This is a genomic window from Microcystis sp. M015S2 (assembly GCF_020245945.1).
In the GTDB taxonomy this organism is placed as follows: domain Bacteria; phylum Cyanobacteriota; class Cyanobacteriia; order Cyanobacteriales; family Microcystaceae; genus Microcystis.
Genome location: NZ_JADBTX010000063.1, coordinates 32,968 through 56,574, shown reverse-complemented (window position 1 = coordinate 56,574; position 23,607 = coordinate 32,968). Strand labels below are relative to the sequence as shown.

The window sequence follows — 23,607 nt, the reverse complement described above, 5'->3', positions numbered from 1 at the left end:
TAAATCCTGTTGAAAAGATAGATGAGATTGGGGAGAAACAATTGATAACTGGGTTTTTCAAGTTGAATTGGGAGTTAACCATAGTCTTAAAAACGGGTTTGGTATCAAATCTCAAGGCAAACTTTTAACTCTTCGGCTAAAATCTGGACATGGGGTTCCACCATAATCGAGACATGATTTCCTAGGACGAAATGAATCTCAACTGGCTCTGTAGAAAATTCACTCCAGCCTAAAGAGGAATCCTCGCAATCTCCAGCTATTAAATCTTTATTTGGATCATCAGCTAATTCCTCCCCAGCCCGTATAATCGTAATTTTACCAGGATAAATCTGTTTAGGGAGATAATCAATCAGACATAAACAGCTAGTTTTATAGGCTTGGACAATTTTTTCAAGCTGCCTAGTTTCCGCATTGGGAGGAAGCATATTAGCCAGTTTAAAAAAGTTTAAGGCGTATTTTAATTGTTCCTCCACTGTTAAGAGTTGAAGAGTTTCATAGGAAATATCGATGGTTTTATCTAAATAAACTTCGATACCTTTGCTGACTTCAGCTAACCATCGCGCATGATCCCAATTAATATAATCAAGCAAAATTTGTTTGTCTTTATAAGTGGGTGCTGAAGAATCAATGATTGCTAGTAATGCCACTTGTTGACCCTGATTAACCAACTGTTGAGCCATTTCAAAAGCCACATTACCACCGTAGGAATGTCCTCCCAAAAAGTAGGGTCCTTGGGGTTGTAAATCTTGCATGGCTTGAAGATAAATACTGGCTATATCCTCAATGCGAGTGATTTCTCCAAACTGTTGATAGAGATCATTTTCAAAACTGTAGAAAGGTTGATCTTTTCCTAAACAACGTCCTAAATGGTAAAAATAAAATGGTCGTCCCCCGGCGCCTGGAACACAGAAGAAAGGAGGCTTTGAACCCTGGGGTTGAATGGGAACCAAACAAGACTGATTAGATGGATCTAACCTGGTTTTAATAATAGTCGCTAACTGTTCAATAGTTGGGTTTTGAAACAGTGTTGTTACGGCAATTTCTTTGCCCAACTGTTCTTTAATTTGAGTTATTAAATAAGGAGCCAACAGGGAATGACCACCGAGATCAAAAAAGTTATCCTGCACGCTAACTTTGTCAATTTTTAGCACTTTTGACCAGATTTGTACTAGGTTTAATTCTAACTGATTACGCGCTTCAATAAATCTGTCTGAATCACTGGGGTTACTAGGAGCTTTTAACGCACGGCGATCAATTTTTCCGTTAGCTGTTAAAGGGAAAAACTCCAGCAGCACAAAAGCACCAGGAACCATATAACCGGGCAATTTATGGCTAAGAAATTGACGCAAATCGCCACTTGTTAGCTTTACTCCTAGCTTAGGTACAATATAGGCAACTAATTGTTTTTCCCCCGGATTGTCTTCACGAACAATCACACAAGAAGACTGTACCGCCTGATTTTGACTAAGTACAGCCTCAATTTCTCCCAATTCAATACGGAAGCCGCGAATTTTTACTTGATTGTCAATCCGTCCTACATATTCAATATTACCATCGGGTAAATAACGGGCCAAGTCTCCCGTTTTATATAATTTTGACGGCTCATTGCCCCCCTTATTAAGGGGGGTTGGGGGGATCACTTCATCCTTCTCAAAAGGATTAGGGATAAATTTTTCTTGGGTTAATTCGGGACGGTTAAGATAACCTTTGGCTAATCCTGCACCAGCAATATGTAATTCTCCTACTACACCAATCGGGACAGGTTGGAGATAGTTATCTAAAATGTAAACCTGTGTGTTGGAGATTGGACAACCAATGGGAATTGACTTTATTGTTGCCTCTAGTTGTTTAGGAATAGGATAGCAACAGGTAAAAGTTGTACTTTCTGTTGGTCCATATCCATTAATAATTTGCGTCAATGGCAAAGTTTCCAGTGCTTTATGAACATGAGCAACTGAAAGTGCTTCTCCACCAATTAGTAGCTGTTTAATTCCTGATAAAGCTTGGGAATTATCGTCAATAATCTTATTGAACAAAGCAGCCGTTAGCCATAAAATAGTAATGCCATGTTTGTCTATTGCATTTCTTAAACTTGTAGCGGTAGGAATATCTTCCGTAAAAATCACACATCTCGCACCATGTAATAAAGCACCCCAAATCTCAAAGGTAGAAGCGTCAAAAGCAATGGGAGCCATTTGTAAAAATCTTTGTGTTGCATCCAGATGTGCGTAATTTACGCCAAACAAAAGACGGTTAACGCTACGATGAATAACCCCAACGCCTTTAGGTTTACCTGTAGAACCAGAAGTATAAATAACGTAGGCTAAATTATCCGCAGAAACTGTGCTGTTCAGATTCTCCTGACTTGCTTGATTAATTTGTTGCCAATCTTTATCTAAACAGATAACAATAGTCTGATGATTTGGCAAGGAATTCTGTAAAGATTCGCAGGTTAACAGTATTTTAACCTGGGTATCTTGGAGCATAAAGCTAATGCGTTCTTGGGGATAATCTGGGTCAATAGGAACATAAGCTCCACCGACTTTAAGAATAGCCAATAATCCCACAATCATGTCTAAGGAACGCTCTAGACAAATCCCCACTAATTCATCTGGTTTTACTCCTAATTTTCGCAGATAATGGGCTAATTGATTGGCTCGACAATTTAATTCATTGTAGGTTAATTTTTGCTCTGAACATACCACTGCTACCGCATCGGGTGTGCGTTTTACCTGTTCTTCAAATAATTGATGAATACATTTATCAGAGGGATAATCTGTGTGAGTTTCGTTCCACAATGATAACAATTGATAACGTTCTTCATCACTTAACATCGATAACTGAAAAATTCCCATATTGGGATTAGCTGCAATCGCAGTTAAGAGATTCTGAAAATGTTGCCCCATTTGGTTAATAGTGGGGGCAGCAAACAAATCCGTACTATAACACCAAACCGCTTCTAAACGATCAGAAACTTCCCAAAAATTTACCTCTAAATCAAATCGCGCTTTAAGCTCAACAGATAAAGGCAAACTCTCCATCTTTAAGCCAGATAAACTGGCCTCAGATTGGGGAGTATTTTGCAGTGAGAACATTACCTGTATCAAAGGATTGTGACTTAAATCTCGGTTTAATTGTAATTTTTCTACTAACATTTCAAAAGGCAAATCTTGATGAGCATAAGCTGATAAAGTTGTTTGCTTTACTCGTTCTAATAACTCCAGAAAACTCGGATTTCCCGACATATCACCCCTTAAAGCCAAAGTATTCGCAAAAAAGCCCATTAATTTCTCAATTGCCGAACTATTACGATTAGCGATGGGAGAACCTACCAAAACATCTGATTGACCACTATAACGAGAAATTAGGACAAAAAAAGCCGCCAGTAAAGTCATAAATAGTGTTGCTCCTGACTCCTGACTTAACCGTTTGAGGCGTTGTGTTAAGTCTTGATTCAGGCGAAAAACTTGCCCATCACCCCGGAAACTAGGAATTGGAGGACGGGGATAATCCGTCGGCAATTCTAAAATAGTAGGTGCATCTTGTAACTGTTTTTGCCAGTAATTAAGTTGACGCTCCAAAACTTCACCGGTGAGCCATTGACGTTGCCATACGGCAAAATCGGCGTATTGAATCGATAATTTAGCGAGAGGGGAAGGCAAACCCTGGACAAAGGCCGCATAAAGTTGAGATAATTCATCAAAGAAGATGCTCAAAGACCAACCATCGTAAATAATATGGTGCATCTTCAACAGCAATACATACTCTTGAGAACCCAGTTTAAGTAACTTAAATTGGACTAATGATTCCTTGGCTAGATTAAAGGGTTTTAAGGAGAAAGCAATCGCTATTTCTTGCAGATGTTCTGTTTGTTCATTCTTTGATAAATTTTGTAAATCTTGAAGGGGTAAACTGACGGGTGAAGGGGGAGCAATCCGCTGAATTGGTTGCCCTTCTACCATGGGAAAAGTGGTTCTTAAAATTTCGTGACGGCGAATCAGTTCACTGAGACTTTGTTCTAAAGCCAACAGATTGAGGGAGCCTTCTAACCGCAAAGCTTCCAACAGATTATAGGAATGACTATCGGGAGAAAGTTGATGCAGAAACCAGAGTCGTTGTTGAGCAAAAGAGAGGGGTAAATCCTGATACCGTGACACAGAAATAATCTCTAAATCAACAGTATTAGTTGGGATTTTTGCCGCTCTTAAAAAGTCCAAAATTTCAGGTTTTTTGGCAGCGATTTCTTCTTTAATTTCTGGGGTCATAACCCCTTTGGGAGCCTGAAAACGAAGTTTTTCGCCTTCCAGCCATAGTTTAATGTCTAAACCCTTTAAATAGGCTAAAAATTCTCCTACTTTCACTTACCAATTGCCTCCCAAAGTTGTTGTTTAATTAGGTCTAAATTACGAGGTTCACTCTTAGGAGCAAAAAGTCCATCAGATTCCCATTTACTAGCATTTAGACTAATTGCCCAGGCATTTAACCAAGAATTAGAGCTAACTTTTGGTAACATTTCTGGCATAGTATCTTCTAGAGCTAGGTGAAACATAACTTGAGCTACCTCCTCTAACAATTTTAAGCTACTGAGATAGTTTTCAATGATTTCTGACTCGGTTTGGTTGTATCTTAAATTTCGTGATCGCAGTTCCTCGACAAAAGGAATTGCTAAATAGTCAATAAATTCAAAATTAACCCGATGTAAAGATTGATTCGCCCAATCCTTAAATAACTGCTGCATTCGATAGGAAAGGGGGAAAAATTTGCTATTGATCTGTTGAACTTTCGTTCTAAATTCTTGGTCAAGGTAGATAGAATTAAACATCATCAAACCACTAAATGTCCAGCCTGACAACGTATCCCAGATAAATTTTGTTGCCATCACCATGCCATTACCCAGACAATTGTAGGCGTTTTGAATATTCAAGGTTACTCCATCGCTATAGCTTAGATAAAAGCAATTTGCATCTTTGACTTTTTCCTGCGTCAGTTTACCTTCTAGATCAAGGGTAATCAACTGAGTTGTTAAGGAATTACCAAAGCCAATATTATCGGTACCTGGAGAATAAAAAGGATCGGGAAATGTCCCTGCTTCACCGACACAAGCCCAACGATTGTAGGAAAATACTTGTTTAGATGAGTAGCTATATTTGGGCATTTTCCTAAAGTCTTCCGGTTTTTTATCGGCTAAGTGAAAAGCCAAAGTCGGCTCATTTTTCTGTAACCATTGGTAAGCCAGTTCGTAGTTATAATAATTCTTTAAAGGATGAATATCTTGGCGAGCGACAATACCAATACTGGTATGACCTGTGGATAGAGGAATTGTCCAAACCCAGTAACCTTCACCGCATAAATGATTGGTAGAATAGTAACGGTTTTTATTGGGAACACGATTATGCCATTTTTCTTCACTACTAGGGACAAAATCGCTGATATCAAAGCGACCCTCAATCCGAAACCAAACAGCACCAAATTGAGCATTATTAGGTTTATCTAAGCCTAATTTTTTTTGCAGAAAACGACGGCGACTCATTGCATCAACCACCCATCTAGCTTGAATGAGTTTAGTTTTTTTATGATTTCCTTTTTCTTGAGTATAAACAACTTTATGATGTTGCTGTAACCCAACGGCGAGTTCAATCTCATTAACTGAACAATTTTCGCGTAATTCTACTCCTGCTTCGAGATTAAAGGCGCGTAAATCATTCTCTAATTTACCCCGATCAATTTGATAGGAATTAGGAAGATGAAACTCTGATAAACCTAGTTCGGGTCTATCTTGAAAATGAGTAGCACTATTGTTAAAGAAATATCGCAATCCTAGTTTAACTAAATGTTGCTTTTCAAGGTAATCTGTTAATTGAAGCGTATTGGCTAAATAGAAAGCACCCACTTCAACTGTTGACTCTCCCACTTTAAAACTGGCTTCTGGTAAAGGACGAGCTATTTTATCGAGAACAATGACAGAAATATTCGGCTTTTGCAGTTTTAACTGTCTTGCTAAGGTTAAACCAGCTAATCCACCGCCACAAATGACGACATCATAAACTTCTGCTTCACTTAAATCCTCAGCTTTTTGGCGCAATAAAGCAATTAATTGCTCTTTCCGCTCTTTTAACTTTCCCAATAATTCTGGGGTCATTACTCCTTGGGGTGAACGATAGCGTAGTTTATCATTTTCAACCCATAGATTAATTTGTAAACTGTTGAGATAAGCTAAAAATTCAACTGTTTTCATAGTTCTCCTTCCTCATAATCTTCTAAGGTTTCAGTCATAGATGTTTCTCCCGGTGCAACGGTAAGAACTTCAATGATTTCGGCTAAATTAGCGATAGTTGGGTATTCCAGCAGATTTTGTAAAGACAATTCCACCGAGAAAAGATCGCGGGAACGGGAGATAACCTGAGTTGCTAACAAAGAATGTCCTCCCAATTCAAAGAAATTATCCTTAATTCCAATACGTTCGACTCCCAAAACTTCACTCCAAATTTGAGACATTTGAGTTTCAATCGCGGTACGAGGTGCTAGAAATCCCGTAGCCAAATTGCGCGTAGCTAGATCAGGTGTAGGCAAAGCTCGCCGATCTACTTTACCATTAGGAGTCAAAGGTAGGGTATTAAGCAAAACAAAAGCCTGAGGAACCATATAACTAGGTAGCTTTTGTTGGACAAATTCCCGCACCTGTGGCACCAACTTCTGGACTAATTTACCGTATAGGGGATTATTCGTATAATCAGTCCAGGATTTGGGAATAATCGTCCCATCATCCCAAAAATTGGGGTATAGTTTTTCATCAACTTTACTTATTATCGGTTCTAAGATGGCATTCTGGCGACAGAAAACCACATCAAAAGAACCATCTTGACTACCTTTCCACCAACTGAGATGAACAGTGTAACCTAACTGTTCTCCCAGTTGCCACATTTGCTCAGGATTAATCCCTATCCCACTATTTTTTCCTAACAATTGCCGCAATTCTCCCACCGTTTTTACCCCCGGAGGATTTTCTAAACAGTCTAAAATTTGTAGTGCTTCTTGTAATCGTTGATTGGGTACATCCCTGATAGCTAAATATTCTGGTTGTTCCAGTTTCAGTTTATCTTGTAGTTGCCCTAAAGAAAACCGATCCCGCTGCCAATTTAGCCAAGGAATTGCGGTTTTTTGCCCATCAGTATCCAGATGTAAAGTAACATCATAGCGGAATTGGGTTAACTCATTGTCAGCCTGACCCCGTTTCGGTGCAATTTCTACCCAAGAAATTCGCGGAAAACGTTGTTTAAGCGCGATAAAGAACTGAGGTGCAATTAACAATTCTTCTTCGGTAGCTACACTTTGATTCACCTGTTTTTGCCATTCTTCAAGGGTTTTATTAGCTTCAGCGCGAGCTAACTGTACCGCGGCATGGTAAGGCTCTAGTAAGGACAAATTACGGATATCACCTAGGAAAATCTTACCCTGATCCGCAATCGTCTTGACTGCTCCTGCGATAACTTGTAATAGATAATCGACACTAGGAAAATACTGAACCACAGAGTTAATTACTACTCGATCAAAAGTAGCTTGGGGAATGCCAGTAAAATCATCGGCTGTTCGGTGTAATAATTTTACTTTGCCCTCTAAACCCTCAATTGTGCTGCATAAATGTTCGAGGTTATTAATAGTAGCAGCGGAATAATCGGCTCCCCAATATTCCTGACAATGTTTCGCCACACGGAATAGCAATAAGCCACTTCCGCAACCAATTTCTAACACTCGTTGCGGTGGTTGATTTCCTAAAATTCGGCTCACTGTCTGATCAACCCATTCCCGCATTTCTGCTGCGGGAATAGCTTGTCGCGTATAACTACTATTCCAACCACTAATATTAAAAGTGGGATCCTCGGTTTGAGGTTGGGGTTTACTGTAGGATTCTTCGTAAATTTTTTGCCAATCACTAACATATTCACTCTGCCATTGAGCAAGCTGTTCAGGCAATACTTGATCCTTGAGAGCCGGAACCAAGTAGGCTACTAAATTAGTATTAAGCTGGTCCTGATCATGATCACTTGCCTGATCAGCGCGAGCTATCACAACCGCTTCTTGTACTAGGGGATGTTGGCTCAAAACTGCTTCAATTTCCCCTAATTCGAGACGGAAACCCCTTACTTTAACCTGATTGTCAATTCGTCCCAGATATTCAATTCTTCCATCAGGTAAATAACGAGCTAAATCTCCTGTTTTATACAAACGTTTGCCTTTTAACTGTTCCTTATTTTCTAAATAGATAAATTTCTCTTGTGTCAATTCTGGGCGATTCAAATAACCTCTGGCCACCCCTGCTCCTCCGATGTGTAATTCCCCGGGTACACCGATAGGAACCGGTTGTAAATGCGAGTCTAAAATATAAACTTGGACATGAGGAATTCGCCGACCAATAGTTATTTTTGTGTCAAAAGGCGTACATTTAGCTACCGTTGCACAAACACTTCCTTCTGTGGGTCCATAACCATTAAAGAAATTTCGTCCCTGGGACCATTTTTTCACCAATTCAGGAGAACAAGCTTCCCCGGCGACAATAATAGTTTGCAGAGAGGAAAGATTTTCCCAAGACAGAACCGCTAAAGCTGATGGCGGTAGAGTAATATGAGTAATCTTATTATCTCGTAATTGCTTGATTAAGGGTAGGCCGGGCATTAAATTGTCTTTACTTGCCAAATAAAGTGCAGCGCCTGCTCCCAAAGCCATCAAAACTTCTGAAATACAGGCATCAAAACTAAAAGAAGCAAATTGAAGCACTCGACTCTGAGAAGACACAGCAAAAGTCTGAATTTGCGCCAAAGCTAAGTTACATAACCCTTGATGCTCAACCATCACCCCTTTAGGTTTACCCGTAGAACCAGAAGTATAAATCACATTAGCTAAATTAGAAGCTGTCACTTTCCCTGTCAAATTATCCCGGTTCATTGGTTTAATTTCTTCCCAAGTTTCAGCTAAAAAGATGGTTTTGCCTCGATGATTTGGGAGTTTATCAATCAGTAAACTTTGGGTTAGTAATAAGGGTACTTGACTATCCTCTAACATAAATTGTAAGCGTTCTTGAGGATATTCCGGGTCAAGGGGTAGATAGGCAGCACCGGCTTTAAGGATGCCTATTAATGCCACAATCATGTCTAAAGAGCGCTCTACACATAAACCGACTATTACCTCGGTTTCTACACCTAAAGAGCGTAAATAGTGAGCTAGTTGATTGGCCCGACTATTTAATTCTGCATAGGTCAACTGTTGATTTTCAAAGACTACTGCTACTGCATCAGGGGTACGCGCTGCTTGTTCCTCGATCAATTGATGAATACACTTGTTATAGGAGTAATCAGCTTTTGTCTCATTCCACTCCTCTAATAGTTGATACTCTTCCTCTGGGTTTAATAAGGGTAGTGAAGCTACTGATTGACGGGGATTTTCCACAATTGCCGCTAACAAAGTCTTAAAATGATTCATCAGGCGGACAATAGTTTCAGCAGCAAATAAATCCCTGTTATAAGAGCAAAAACCGCCTAATCCTTCCGGTGTATCCCAGAGGTAAAGTTCTAGGTCAACCCTAACTGAATCAAATCCCGATGGTATCTCCTCAATCTTTACTCCGGGTAAATCCCAGGGAGAACTAGGAGCATTCTGAAGGGCAAAAACTATCTGTGTTAAAGGATTACGATCTAAATGACGCTCAATTTGTAATTTTTCGACTAACATCTCGAAGGGTAAATCTTGATGGTCGTAAGCATCTTGAGTAGTTTGTCTGACCTGCGCGAGAAAATCCTCAAAGGTCGGGTCTTGAGATAAATCAAATCTTAACACTAAACTATTGACAAAAAAGCCGATTAACCCTTCAATTTCGGTGCGGTTACGGTTAGCAATTGGTGAACCAATTACCACATCTGTTTGTTGACTATAACGAGATAGTAACACAGCAAAACCCGCTAGTAATGTCATAAAGAGAGTGCTACCGGACTCTTGACTGAGTTTTTTCAGTTGTTGCGTTAGTTGACTATCTAGTTGCAGTCGCTCCGTCCCACCGCGAAAACTTTGGATTGCTGGCCGGGGACGGTCTGTGGGAAGTTGGTGTAGTAGGGGAACCCCGGTTAATTGTTGCTTCCAGTAGCTTAATTGACGGTCTAATACTTCATTGGTTAACCATTGACGCTGCCACAAGGCAAAGTCAGCATACTGTATCGATAAATCAGGTAAATCTGCTTTTGTCCCGGTGCAGAAACTTCGATAATAGACTGATAATTCGTCGATTAAAACACCTATTGACCAACCATCCGCCGCAATATGATGAATGGCTAATAATAGTACATATTCCTCTGTCTTGACTTGCCATAATTTGACTCGTAATACTGACCCTGATTCGAGATCAAAGGGTTCGGAGGCTGCTGCTAATAACAGGTTTTTTACCTGTTGCTCAGAATGACTGAGGTTTTGCAGATTGACAACTGGTAAGGTGAAGGTTACATTAGGATCTATCGCTTGTATTGGTTGATTATCTTTGAGTTTAAATTGAGTCCGTAGGGGTTCATGGCGTTGAATAATTGCCTGGAAAGCTTTTTCTAAGGCTTTAACATTGAGATTTCCCTGCAAACGCATCGTTAAATCAATAGTATAAGCCCCACTTTCTCCTTCTAATTGATTCACAAACCAGAGACGTTCCTGTGCCCAGGATAGGGGAATATCATCCTCTCGATTAACGGGGACAATTGATGGTAGCTTTAACCCTAAACCTGTTTGCAGTTCTTTTAAAATTACCGCACTTAACTGAGCAATGGTTGGGGATTCAAACAGATAACGCAAGGGTAAAACAATCTCAAAGGTTTCCTGTAATCGAGAAATAACTTGAGTTGCCAACAGAGAATGTCCCCCTAATTCAAAGAAATTATCCTCAATACTGACTCGTTCTAATTTCAGTACCTCAGCCCAAATCTGCGCCATTTTTTCTTCAATGGGGTTACGGGGAGCTATATATTCACCTTTGCTTTGGAAATCGGGAACAGGTAAAGCACGGCGGTCGATTTTGCCATTGGGAGTTAAGGGGAAAGCATCAAGAAGGACAAACGCAGTAGGAACCATATAGTCGGGTAATTTTGCTCGCAAAAATTGCCGTATTTCGTTAATTGTCAGGTTGATTTCGGGTTGCGGTACAACGTAAGCAACTAAGCGTTTATCCCCTAGATTATCTTCACGAACAATCACACAAGAAGACTGTACCGCCTCATTTTGGTTGAGTAAGGCCTCAATTTCTCCTAATTCAATACGGAAGCCGCGAAGTTTTACTTGATTGTCAATGCGTCCTAAATATTCGATTTTACCATCGGGTAAATAACGGGCTAAGTCTCCCGTTTTATATAATTTTGACGGCTCATTGCCCCCCTTATTAAGGGGGGTTGGGGGGATCACTTCATCCTTCTCAAAAGGATTAGGAATAAATTTTTCTTGGGTTAATTCGGGACGATTGAGATAACCCCGCGCTAATCCCATACCACCAATATGTAATTCTCCCGGAACACCAATCGGGACAGGTTGTAAATGGGAGTCTAAGATATAAATTTGGGTGTTAGCAATGGGACGACCAATAGTGATTTTTTCCGTCGCATCTGTCCATTTTTCTACCGTGGCACAAACGCTGGTTTCTGTCGGTCCATAAGCATTAAAGAAATTTCTACCCGTAGCCCATTGTTTGATCAATTCTTCTGAACAAGCTTCTCCCCCCACAATAATAGTTTGTAACTCTGGTATTTCTTCTAGTGGCAAAGCCGCTAAGGCTGAGGGGGGTAAAGTAACATGAGTAATACCATAATCTTTTAATCGCCCCATTAATGGCAACCCAGGCATTAAAGCGTCTTTGGTGTCTAAATAAAGGGTTGCACCCGATCCTATGGCCATGATAATTTCCCAGATAGAAGCATCAAAATTGAGGGAAGCAAACTGGAGAAGGCGAGAGTTTGACTGTAAGTTAAACGTTTTAATTTGCGCTTGAGCTAGGTTAAATAGTCCCCGATGTTCCACCATTACCCCTTTAGGTTTTCCTGTAGAACCAGAGGTATAAATGAGATTAGCTAAATTATTGGCTGTTACTACTCCTGTTAGGTTATCTTGGCTGTTTTGGTTAATTTCTTCTGTGAATCTGTCTAACAAGATTAGCCGCGCTTGATGTTCGGGTAATTTATCGATTAATCCCTCTTGAGTTAGCAATAATGACAGTTGAGCATCAGCGATGGCAAATTGTAGCCGTTCACTGGGATAATCTGGGTCGAGAGGTACATAAGCACCACCCGCTTTTAATATCCCCAATAATCCCACAATCATGTCTAAGGAACGTTCTAGACAAATCCCCACTAATTCATCTGGTTTTACTCCTAATTTTTGCAGATAATGAGCTAATTGATTAGCACGACAATTTAACTCATTGTAGGTTAATTGTTGCTGGGAACAGACCACCGCTACCGCGTCGGGTGTGCGTTTTACCTGTTCCTCAAATAACTGATGAATACACTTATACTCAGGATAGTAAACTTGAGTATTGTTCCACTCAATTAATAACTGATTAGTCTCACTTTCTGTCAGTAAGGGTAATTGGGAAATCCGCGCTTGAGGATTAGCCGCAATTCCCCCTAATAAGTTGAGAAAATGCCCTGATAGTCGCTCAATAGTGCTACTCTCAAACAAATCAGTATTATATTCCCAGACACCTTTTAAGCCATCATCGGTGTTAACCATAGCTAAGGTTAAATCAAACTTAGCTGTGGTATTTTCCGGTGGCAAATCTGTCACCGTTAATCCCGTCATTGCAATCTCAGACTTAGGTGTATTTTGCAGGACAAAAGCTACTTGAAATAGGGGAGTATGGCTCAAATCCCGTTCCGGTTGCAACGCTTCGACTAACATTTCAAAGGGTAAGTCTTGGTGCGCGTAAGCATCCATTGTCACTTCCCGAACCCGGGTTAATAACTGACTAAAACTCGGATTGTCTGATAAATCCGTCCGCATCACTAAAGTATTAACAAAGAAGCCGATTAAACCCTCAATTTCACCGCGATTACGATTAGCGATGGGAGTTCCTACTAAAATATCACTTGACCCTGTATAACGATACAGTAAAGCATCAAAAGCAGCCAACAGCGTCATAAATAATGTCACCCCTTGTTGGCGACTCAATTCATTCAAAACTTGGCTAAGTTTGGGGGAAAGGGAAAATTCTTGCTGAGTACCGACAAAGCTTTGCACCGCAGGTCGAGGGTGGTCTGTGGGAAGAGATAATAAAGAAGGTGCATTTGCTAGTTGATTTTGCCAGTAATTTAATTGAGTTTGCAGGACATCCCCTTGTAACCATTGTTTTTGCCAAACTGCAAAATCTCCATACTGAATCGGTAAGGGAGCTAAATTTGCGGGTTGATTCTGCACATAAGCATTATATAAGCTGGTCAATTCGTGAATAAATACTTCGATTGACCAACCATCACTAATAATGTGGTGCATACACACTAACAAGAGATGTTCCGTCTCAGATAGCACCACTAAAGTGATTCTGATTAAGGATTCTTTGGCTAAATTAAAGGGTTGAGTGGCTTGTTTTTGCTTTAATTGCTGTGTTTTTTCTTCTTGTTCATGGATGGGTAAATCTTGTAAATCAACGACCGATATTGTCTCCCTTGTTGTTTGAATAATCTGAGTCGGTTGTCCATCAATCGTGACCAAATTAGTCCGTAATACTTCATGGCGATCACAGATTTCTCGTAAACTTTGTTCTAAGGCCTTTTGATTGAGGTTGCCTCGGAAATGCAACACCATCGGTATATTGTATAAAGCGCTATTTGGTTGCAATTGATCTAAAAACCATAAACGCTGTTGAGCAAAAGATAGAGGTAGTTCTGTATCCTTAGTTCTCGGTAAAATGGGGGGTACTGTTAGCGTGAGATTTTGCTGCTGTAATTGTCCAATGAGATGCGCTAATTCGGCCACCGTAGCTGCTGCAAATAAACTCCGCAAAGGCAGTTCTATTTTAAATAAACTCCGAATCCGAGAGACTAATTGAGTTGCGAGGAGAGAATGGCCGCCAATTTCAAAGAAATTATCATAAATTCCCACTTGCTCTACTTTGAGTATTTCTGTCCAAATTTGCACCAACATCTCTTCAATTCCATTGCGTGGTGCTACATATTGATCCCGGCGATTCCCTATCTTATCTGGTGCGGGTAAAGCGCGACGATCTACCTTACGATTAGTAGTAAGGGGTAAAGATTCCAGAAAAACGAAAGCTTGAGGAACCATATACAGAGGCAATTTACTGGACAGAAACTGACGCAGTTCACTAATCATCGGTATCCGTTCGTAATGAGCTACTATGTAGGCGACTAAATATTTATCCCCCGGAGTATCTTCGCGAATAATCACACAAGATGTTTGTACATCAATATTTTGGTTAAGTACCGCTTCAATTTCTCCTAACTCAATACGGAATCCGCGAATTTTAACCTGATTGTCAATCCGGCCAAAACATTCAATATTACCATCGGGTAAATAACGCGCTAAATCTCCCGTTTTATACAAACGATTGAACGGTGAATGAGCAAAGGGATTGTTAATAAATTTTTCAGCAGTCAATTCGGGACGATTCAGATAACCCCGCGCTAAACGAACACCGCATAAATGCAATTCTCCCTTAACTCCAATGGGTACAGGTTGCAGATTTTGATCCAAGATATATGCTTTTGTGTTAGCAATGGGACGACCAATCAGCACTGAATTGATTTTTTCTGACTGATAATCTAGCAAGTCATGAACTATGGCGGTTACAGACGCTTCTGTAGGTCCATATACATTAATACATTCAACCCGTTTTCCGACCATTTGTCGCCAAATATTGACGGTTTCTGGTAACACTGCATCCCCTCCCACGGCGACGACCCGCAGACTGGATGGTACAGTAGCTAATGATTGGGAAACGGCGAGCGCCCATTCATGCCAATAGGCAGGGGTAATATTTAAAACGGTGAGGCTTTCTTGTTCGATAAAATCGGCAAAATCAGTCAAAGTTGGGAACATTTGCCCTGGTCTTAAGACCACTGTGCCACCTTTTAACCAAGTGGGGAAAATTTCTTCCGCAGCGACATCAAAACCAAAGGAAGCAAACTGTAAAACGCGATCAAATTCTGTCAAACCGAATACTTCACTAATGCCCCAACTATGATTAACTAAGGCTGCGTGAGTTAACATCACTCCTTTAGGTTTACCGGTTGAACCAGATGTATATAATAGGCATAGTAGATTTTCTGGGGCTACTTCACTGAAGGGATTTTCTGGTGTTTGAACTGTCAATTTTTCGGCTAATTTATCTAAGACAATTACCCCCACATCTTCTACTGGCAAAGAATCGAGTAAACTTTCTTGAGTTAGCAGTAGAGAAATTTGGGCATCTTCTGCCATATAAGTCAACCGTTGCTGGGGATAATCTGGATCTAAAGGTATATAGGCTCCTCCAGCTTTGAGAACTGCCAATAATCCGACAATAACTAACAGCGACCGCTCTAAATAAATACCAACTAAAACTTCTGAATTTACCCCCAAAGATTGGAGATAATGGGCCAATTGATTCGCCTGAATATTTAATTCTTGATAGGTTAATTCTTGACCTTCAAAGACCACTGCTACTGCAGCCGGTGTTCGTGCTGCTTGTTCTTCAAATAATTGATGAATACATTGATGGAAAGGATATGCTTTTTCGGTAGCATTCCATTCTTCTAATAATTCTTTTGCCTCGACTTCAGTTAATAGTGGTAGTTGAAAGATTGGCTGTTGCGGGTTAACAACCAATGCTTCTAGTAGGGTGATGAAATTTCCTGTTAATCGCTCAATGGTGCTGCGATCAAATAAATCGGTATTATATTCCCATACCCCTTTTAATTCTGCACCGGTATTCTCCATCGCCAGGGTTAGATCAAATTTGGCGGTGTCATTTTCTGTGGTGAGGGGAGTGGCGGTTAATCCTGTTAGTTCTAAGGGAGACGGGGGACTATTTTGCAGCAGAAAATCCACTTGAAATAAAGGTGCGTGACTTAAATCTCGTTCAGGTTGTAGGACTTCTACTAACATTTCAAAGGGCAAATCCTGATGAGCATAGGCATCCATTGTCATTTCCCGTACTCGACCCAATAACTGATTAAAATTGGGCTTACCTGACAAGTCAATTCGCAGAACCAAAGTATTGACAAAAAAGCCGATTAAACCTTCAATTTCACTGCGATTACGGTTAGCAATGGGAGTACCAATTAAGATGTCTTCCTGTTCTGTATAACGGTAAAGTAAGACAGCATAAGCGGTTAACAGGGTCATAAATAAGGTGACACCCTGTTCCTGGGTCAATTGGGTCAGTTTTTCGGTTAATTCCCAAGAAAGGCTAAAGGGTAAATGTCCCCCAGCAAAACTTTGTTGATTGGGTCGAGGTCTATCTGTTGGTAAAGATAGGAGGGCCGGTGCGCCGGCTAACTGTTTTTGCCAGTAGTCTAGTTGCTGTTGCAATACCTCTCCCTGCAGCCATTGTCTTTGCCAAAGGGTAAAATCTCCATACTGGATAGATAGGGGATTTAGAGGCGAAGATAAACCCTGAATATAGGCATTATAGAGGGCGGTTAGTTCCTGAAGAAATACCCCCATTGACCAGCCATCACTGACAATGTGGTGCATACAGACTAATAAGAGATGTTCCGTTTCAGATAACACCACTAAAGTGATTCTGATTAAGGGTTCACCGGCTAAGTCAAAGGGTTGAATCGCTTGGTTTTGTGTTAACTCTTGGGAGGCAATTACTTTTTCACTGCTAGATAAATGCTGTAAATCAACTACCGTAACTGTCCAGGTTCGTGTTTGTATAACCTGGGTAGCGATACCATCAACGGTAATAAAGTTGGTGCGTAAAGCTTCGTGGCGATCGCAAATTTCTTCTAAACTCTGGATTAAGATTTCTGAGTTCAGGTTTCCCTCTAAACGCAAGGCTAGGGGGATATTATAAAAAGAACTATTCGACTCAAATTCAGCCAAAAACCAGAGACGAGTCTGAGCAAAAGATAGGGGTAATTCTGCTGTTTTGTCCCTGGGTAAAATCGGCAGTTCAGTTAGTTGTTCTCCTTCGGAAAGCCGTTTTATTTCTTGGGACAATTCGGCGATTGTCGGTGCAACAAATAACTCGCGTAAGGGCATTTCTACCTGAAAAGCCTCACGGATGCGCGAAATCAGTTGAGTTGCTAATAATGAATGTCCACCTAACTCAAAGAAGTTGTCATAAATCCCCACCTTTGCAACTTTTAGGACTTTTACCCAAATCGAGGATAATATCTCCTCAATCGGGTTACGCGGCGCGATATACTGCTCTTGGCTTTGGAATTCGGGAGCAGGTAAGGCACGACGATCAATCTTACCGTTAGGCGTTAAGGGTAGGGATTCCAAAATAACAAAAGCACTAGGAATCATATACTCTGGTAACTTGGCTTTCAGGAATTGCCGCAGTTGAGTAATATTAAGGGAATTTTGCTCTTTTTTTGCAACAATGTAGGTGACTAAACGTTTCTGATTTGTCTCATCTTCCCGAGCAATAACAATAGCTGTCTTGACTGCACTGTGCTGACTAAGAACAGTTTCAATTTCTCCCAATTCAATGCGGAAACCGCGAATTTTTACCTGATTGTCAATCCGTCCTAAATATTCGAGATTACCGTCAGGTAAATAACGTGCTAAGTCTCCCGTTTTATAGAGACGAGAATCTGGGGAATTACTAAAAGGATTAGGAATAAATTTTTCTTGTGTTAATTCTGGACGGTTAAGATAACCTCTTGCTAATCCTGCTCCACTGATGTGTATTTCTCCTGGAATACCTACAGGTACTGGTTGAAGATTGGAGTCTAAAATGTAGATTTGTGTGTTAAATATTGGGCGACCAATGGCGGGTGAAAGACTATTATTCTTTTCTCCAGAAATTACTACCCCTGAAGTTGTAACGACTGTGTTTTCAGTGGGACCATAATTATTTACCACCTGAAAAGGAATGAAATTTGACGGGTATTGATTAAGCTTATCTCCCCCTGTCAAGATAGTTCGCAAAGAAACATTAATTTCTGTCCATTCTAACGATAATAATTGCTCGGCTATTGGTGTTGGTAGAAAACTGATGGTTATTTTTTTCGCTGCTAACCATTTTTGTAATTCCACTAGAGATATCAGGATTTCAGGTTTGACTAAATAAATACTTGCTCCGGCAGTTAAATAAGGCCACAATTCCCAAACAGCAGCATCAAATCCTGTTCCAGCTAACTGAGTAGCTTTGTCTAGGTTCGTAATTTCAAAGGTGTTTTGATGCCAGAATACTAGATTTAGTAATCCCTGATGGGTAACTAATACTCCCTTGGGTATTCCTGTAGAACCGGAGGTGTAAATTACATAAGCTAGGTTACTAGATTTAATGGTAGTAATTAGATTCTTTTGCTCCTCTTTAGAAATTACTGGCAAGTCAGCGTCTACACAAACAATATTTATATTTGCTTGAGATTCAGATAATTTATCAATCAATTTTTGTTGAGTTAGCAATACCTTCAAACCAGCATCTTCTAACATCAAACTAATCCGTTCAAGCGGATAATCAGGGTCAAGAGGAACATAAGCCCCACCCGCTTTTAATATCCCCAATAATCCGACAATCATCTCTAAAGAACGTTCTACACAAATCCCCACTAATTCATCAGGTTTAACACCTAAAGATTGCAAATAATGCGCTAACTGATTAGCTCGACAATTTAACTCATTATAGGTTAATTCTTGCTCTTCAAATATCACCGCTACAGTATCAGGAGTCCGTTCAACCTGCTCCTCAAATAACTGATGAATACACTTATCAACTGGATAATCTACCTCAGTATTATTCCAGTCAATCAATAACTGTTGTTGTTCAGATTTAGTTAACAAAGGTAATTGAGAAATCCGCTCACTCGGATTAGCAATAATTCCCTCAAGTAGAGCCAGAAAATGACCGTTCATTCTCTCAATAGTCTCAGCATTAAATAGGTCAGTATTATATTCCCAATGTGCAGTCAATCCAGCTTCTTTTACCTGTATAAACAAACTTAGATCAAACTTAGCCTTTTTAAATTCCAAAGGCTGAGGGGTGGCTTTTATTCCCTCTAAATCCATTTCATTTAGAACTTCATTATCTAGTCCAAACATCACCTGAAATAAAGGAGTATAACTCATATTTCTTTCAGGTTGTAATGCTTCTACTAACATTTCAAAGGGTAAATCTTGATGGTCGTAAGCATCTGTTGCCGTCTTTCGTACCTGTTTTAATGCCTCGCTAAAACTGGGATTTCCTGCTAAATCTGTTCTTAAGACTAGGGTGTTGACAAAAAAGCCGATTAACCCAGCTAATTCACTACGAGTACGGTTAGCGATGGGAGTACCGACTAAAATATCTTCTTGTCCCGTATAACGATAGAGTAGTACCTTAAATGCGGTCAAGAGGGTCATAAATAAGGTGACACCTTTTTCACGACTCAGCTTATTTAAGTCTTGACTAAGTTCTGGGGAAAGAATACCATTTATCTGATCTCCCTCAAAACGTTGTTCCGGAGGCCTTGGACGATCTGTCGGTAGATGTAATAAGGCGGGTGCTGCTGCTAACTGTTTTTGCCAGTAATTTAACTGATTTTGTCGGATTTCTCCCTGTAAATACTCCCTCTGCCAAATTGCAAAGTCGGCATACTGAATCGGTAACTCTGGTAAAAGAGGCTCTAAACCTTTAGTATAGGCATTATAAAGGGTTGTCAATTCCTCAATAAATACCCCCATTGACCAACCATCAGAGACAATATGGTGCAGACAAATGAGCAAGAAATGTTCTGTGTCTGATAACTTGAGTAGGGTGGCTCTAATTAGGTAGTCATTGGCTAAATCAAAGGGTTGATGGCTGCGAATTTCTAGCCATTTTTTTATTTCCTGCTCTTCTCGATATTTTGGGCTGTCTTTCCCATTGACAAGCGTTAATTGCCAATTACTTTCTGGTTTAATTACTTGTACAGGATTTCCCTCAATAGTGGCGAAATTTGTGCGGAGGGACTCATGGCGCTGAATAATTTCTTGTAGGCTTTTTTCGAGGACATCTACCTGGAGATTTCCCGCTAAATGCAAGGCAAGAGGAACGTTATAGAAAGAACTGTTTGGTTCTAATTGATCTAGGAACCATAAACGCTGTTGGGCATAGGATAGGGGTAATTCTTCAAAATTCATTTTCTTTTTCTTGGTAAAATAGTTGGAACGATGGTATCAGATTTTTCCTGTTTTAACTGTTCAATCCCTTGGGCTAATTCAGCTAGGGTTGCTGAGTTGAATAACTGACGTAAAGGAAGTTCAACTTTCAAGCGATCGCGTATCTGTGCTACTAATTTAGTGGCTAGTAGGGAATGTCCTCCCAGTTCAAAGAAGTTATCATTGATGCCCACTTTCTCAACTTTTAGAATTTCTGACCAAACATTGACTAATATATCCTCAATCGGGTTACGCGGAGCAACATATTTTTCTGATGGTTCACTACTAGATTCTGATGGGGGTAAAGCTCGACGGTCTATTTTTCCATTAGCAGTAAGGGGTAAGGCATCTAAAATAACGAAAGCATTAGGTATCATGTAACTGGGTAATTTAGCTTTCAGAAATTGCCTTATTTCGTTAATGGTAATCGTTTTTTCCGATTGTGGCACAATGTAGGCCACAAGACGTTTATCTCCTGTTGTATCATCCCTCACTATTACTACTGTTTCCCAAATCTGGGGATGAGATGCTAATAATGCTTCGATTTCCCCCAACTCAATCCGAAAACCCCGAATCTTAACTTGATTGTCAATGCGTCCTAAATATTCTAACTCTCCCTTAGGTAAATAACGCGCTAAGTCTCCCGTTTTATACAATTTTGACGGCTCATTGCCCCCCTTATTAAGGGGGGTTGGGGGGATCACTTCATCCTTCTCAAAAGGACTAGAAATAAACCTTTCTGTTGTTAATTCAGGACGATTGAGATAACCTTTTGTTACTCCGGCACCCCCCACATACATCTCCCCGGGTACACCAACCGGTACAAGTTGTAAATATTGGTCTAGTAAATATACTTGTAAGTCGGGAATGGGACGACCAATCACACTAGCTGTACTATCCAAGTCGGTCATACTTAATGGTCGATAGGTAACATGAACGGTAGTTTCCGTAATTCCGTACATATTAACTAATTGGGGGCATTGGTCGCCATGGCGCTGAAACCAAGGTTGTAAACTGTTAATTTCTAAAGCTTCTCCTCCAAAAATAACCAAACGTAAGCTTAAATCGTTATCTGTTGTCGATGAACGATCCCCCCTAACCCCCCTTGATAAGGGGGGAAAACTTCCTTTTAAGGATTCTTCAGCTTGAATTAACTGACGGAAAGCGGTAGGAGTTTGATTGAGAATTGTGACTTTTTCTTGACATAATAGCTGATAAAATGCTTCGGGGGAACGAGTTATTAAGTAGGGTACAACTACCAAGCGTCCACCATATAACAAAGCTCCCCACATTTCCCACACCGAAAAGTCAAAAGCGTAGGAATGAAATAGAGTCCAAACATCTTGACTACTAAAATTATACCAAGCATCTGTAGCGGCAAATAATCGCACGACATTGGAGTGATTGACTAACACCCCTTTCGGTTTACCCGTGGAACCGGAAGTGTAGATAACATAAGCTAAGTTATCTGGAGTGACGGTGTTTTCTGGATTTGAATGGCTGTTTTCAGCAATTTTTTCCCAGTCGCTATCTAAGCAAATGATGGAAGCTTGATGTTGGGGGAGAGTTTCTCCTAACTTTTGTTGCGTTAACAGCACTGATAATTGAGCATCTTCTAACATGAAGCTTAACCGTTCAATCGGATATTCTGGGTCAAGAGGAACATAAGCACCACCCGCTTTTAATATCCCCAATAAACCCACAATCATCTCTAAAGAACGTTCAAGACAAATACCCACTAATTGATCAGGTTTTACTCCCAAAGATTGCAAATAATGCGCTAACTGATTAGCTCGATTATTTAATTCATTGTAGGTTAATTGTTGATCTGAATATACAACTGCTACCGCTTCGGGTGTGCGTTTTACCTGCTCTTCAAATAACTGGTGAAGACACTTAGTAACTGGGTAATCAACCTGCGGATTATGACCGTCTATTAATAATTGATTTTTCTCAAATTCTGTCAGCAGAGGTAATTGAGAAACTCGCGCCTCTGGATTGGCGACAATTCCCTCCAGTAAGGTTTGAAAATGCCCCAGTAGGCGAGTAATTGTTCCATCATCAAATCGGTTAGTATCATAGCTAATTCTCACCTGTAATTGATCCCCAGGTAGCGCAATTAGGGTTAGAGGATAATTAGTTTGTTGAGAAACCTGAATATTTTCCAGATAAAAACTATCATTACCTAAGACCGCAGTAGCGTCAACTGGATAATTTTCAAAAACAACTATACTGTCAAATAAAGATTCACCCCTAGGGATTTCACTCCAAGTTTGAATCTCTGCTAATGAACTATATGAGTATTGATTAGACTCAACTAACTGAGCTTGTAAATCTTTTAATAAAGTCAGTGCTGAGGTGTCTGGTTTAACTTGGATTCGCATGGGCAAGGTATTAATAAATAATCCCACCATTGCTTCAATACCAGCAATAGATGTCTCACGACCAGATACAGTCGCACCAAATACTATGTCTGTTTCTTGGCTATAGCGCGATAGCAATAATCCCCAAGTTGCTTGCACTAAATTATTCAGTGTCAAGCGATTTTTCCTAACAAAAGATTGGCAGGTAGCTGTGGTTAAAGCGGGGAACTGAATTTGCTGTTTTTTATAGACGTTGCTATTTTTTGAATTCGCTGATCTTTCTATGACCAAAGGAGTAGGAGCAGTAAAACCTTGCAGTTTTTGTTGCCAAAATTCTTCGGCTGGTTTTTGTTCCTGTTGCTGTAGCCAAGCAATATATTGGCGATAGCTGACAACAGGTTGATCAGTGCTAATCTGATTTTGAGAAATTTCTTGATAAATCTTTAAAAAATCTTTAATCACTAAAGATAAAGACCAACCATCAAGTAATAAATGATGACTACTCCAAACAAATTGATAGGTATTTTTATCCAACTTGATCAGATTTAGGCGCATTAATGGAGCTTCAGACAATTCTAGGGATTTTTGCTGATCACTCTCCAAAAAAACTGCTAATTCCTGTTCTTGCTGTTGTGCGGTTAAATGTTGCCAATCAAATGTAGCGACTCTCACAGTTACTTGTCGATACACTACTTGTACAGGTTGGCTCAATGATTCCCAAATAAAAGCTGTACGGAAAACGACATACTTTTCTACTAATCTTTGCCAAGCTTGCTCGAATATTGTTGTATCGACATTGCCCTTTAAATTACAACTAAATTGGACGAAATATACATCTGAATCTGGCTCATACAAGCTATGAAACAACATCCCCTGTTGCATCGGCGATAGGGGATAAATATCGGCTACATTTTGTCTATTTGTGCTATTCATC

Annotated in this window: 4 protein-coding genes; all 4 read right to left on the bottom strand. The window is 40.1% G+C overall.

Going from position 1 to position 23,607, the window contains the following annotated elements:
• Positions 1 to 104: 104 nt before the first annotated feature.
• The 4 genes from IM473_RS12610 to IM473_RS12595 are packed head-to-tail and all read right to left on the bottom strand — an operon-like array spanning position 105 to position 23,606.
• Positions 105 to 4,361, bottom strand: a complete 4,257-nt coding sequence (locus tag IM473_RS12610) for a non-ribosomal peptide synthetase (RefSeq protein ID WP_287658689.1) — start codon at positions 4,359 to 4,361, stop codon at positions 105 to 107.
• Positions 4,358 to 6,235: a TubC N-terminal docking domain-related protein gene (locus IM473_RS12605; RefSeq protein ID WP_002777035.1), complete on the bottom strand. Its 1,878-nt coding sequence runs from the start codon at positions 6,233 to 6,235 to the stop codon at positions 4,358 to 4,360. The genes IM473_RS12610 and IM473_RS12605 overlap by 4 nt, the downstream gene beginning before the upstream one ends.
• Positions 6,232 to 20,292: a non-ribosomal peptide synthase/polyketide synthase gene (locus IM473_RS12600; protein WP_287658687.1), complete on the bottom strand. Its 14,061-nt coding sequence runs from the start codon at positions 20,290 to 20,292 to the stop codon at positions 6,232 to 6,234. Before IM473_RS12600 ends, IM473_RS12605 begins: the two co-directional genes overlap by 4 nt.
• Positions 20,289 to 23,606, bottom strand: coding sequence for a non-ribosomal peptide synthetase (locus tag IM473_RS12595; protein WP_287658686.1), 3,318 nt, complete (start codon positions 23,604 to 23,606; stop codon positions 20,289 to 20,291). Before IM473_RS12595 ends, IM473_RS12600 begins: the two co-directional genes overlap by 4 nt.
• Position 23,607: the final 1 nt, after the last annotated feature.

Bases quoted from the DNA above. Each gene is read 5' to 3' on its own strand.
- IM473_RS12600 (WP_287658687.1), bottom strand. From the start codon at position 20,292: ATGAATTTTGAAGAATTACCCCTATCCTATGCCCAACAGCGTTTATGG.
- IM473_RS12605 (WP_002777035.1), bottom strand. From the start codon at position 6,235: ATGAAAACAGTTGAATTTTTAGCTTATCTCAACAGTTTACAAATTAAT.
- IM473_RS12595 (WP_287658686.1), bottom strand. From the start codon at position 23,606: ATGAATAGCACAAATAGACAAAATGTAGCCGATATTTATCCCCTATCG.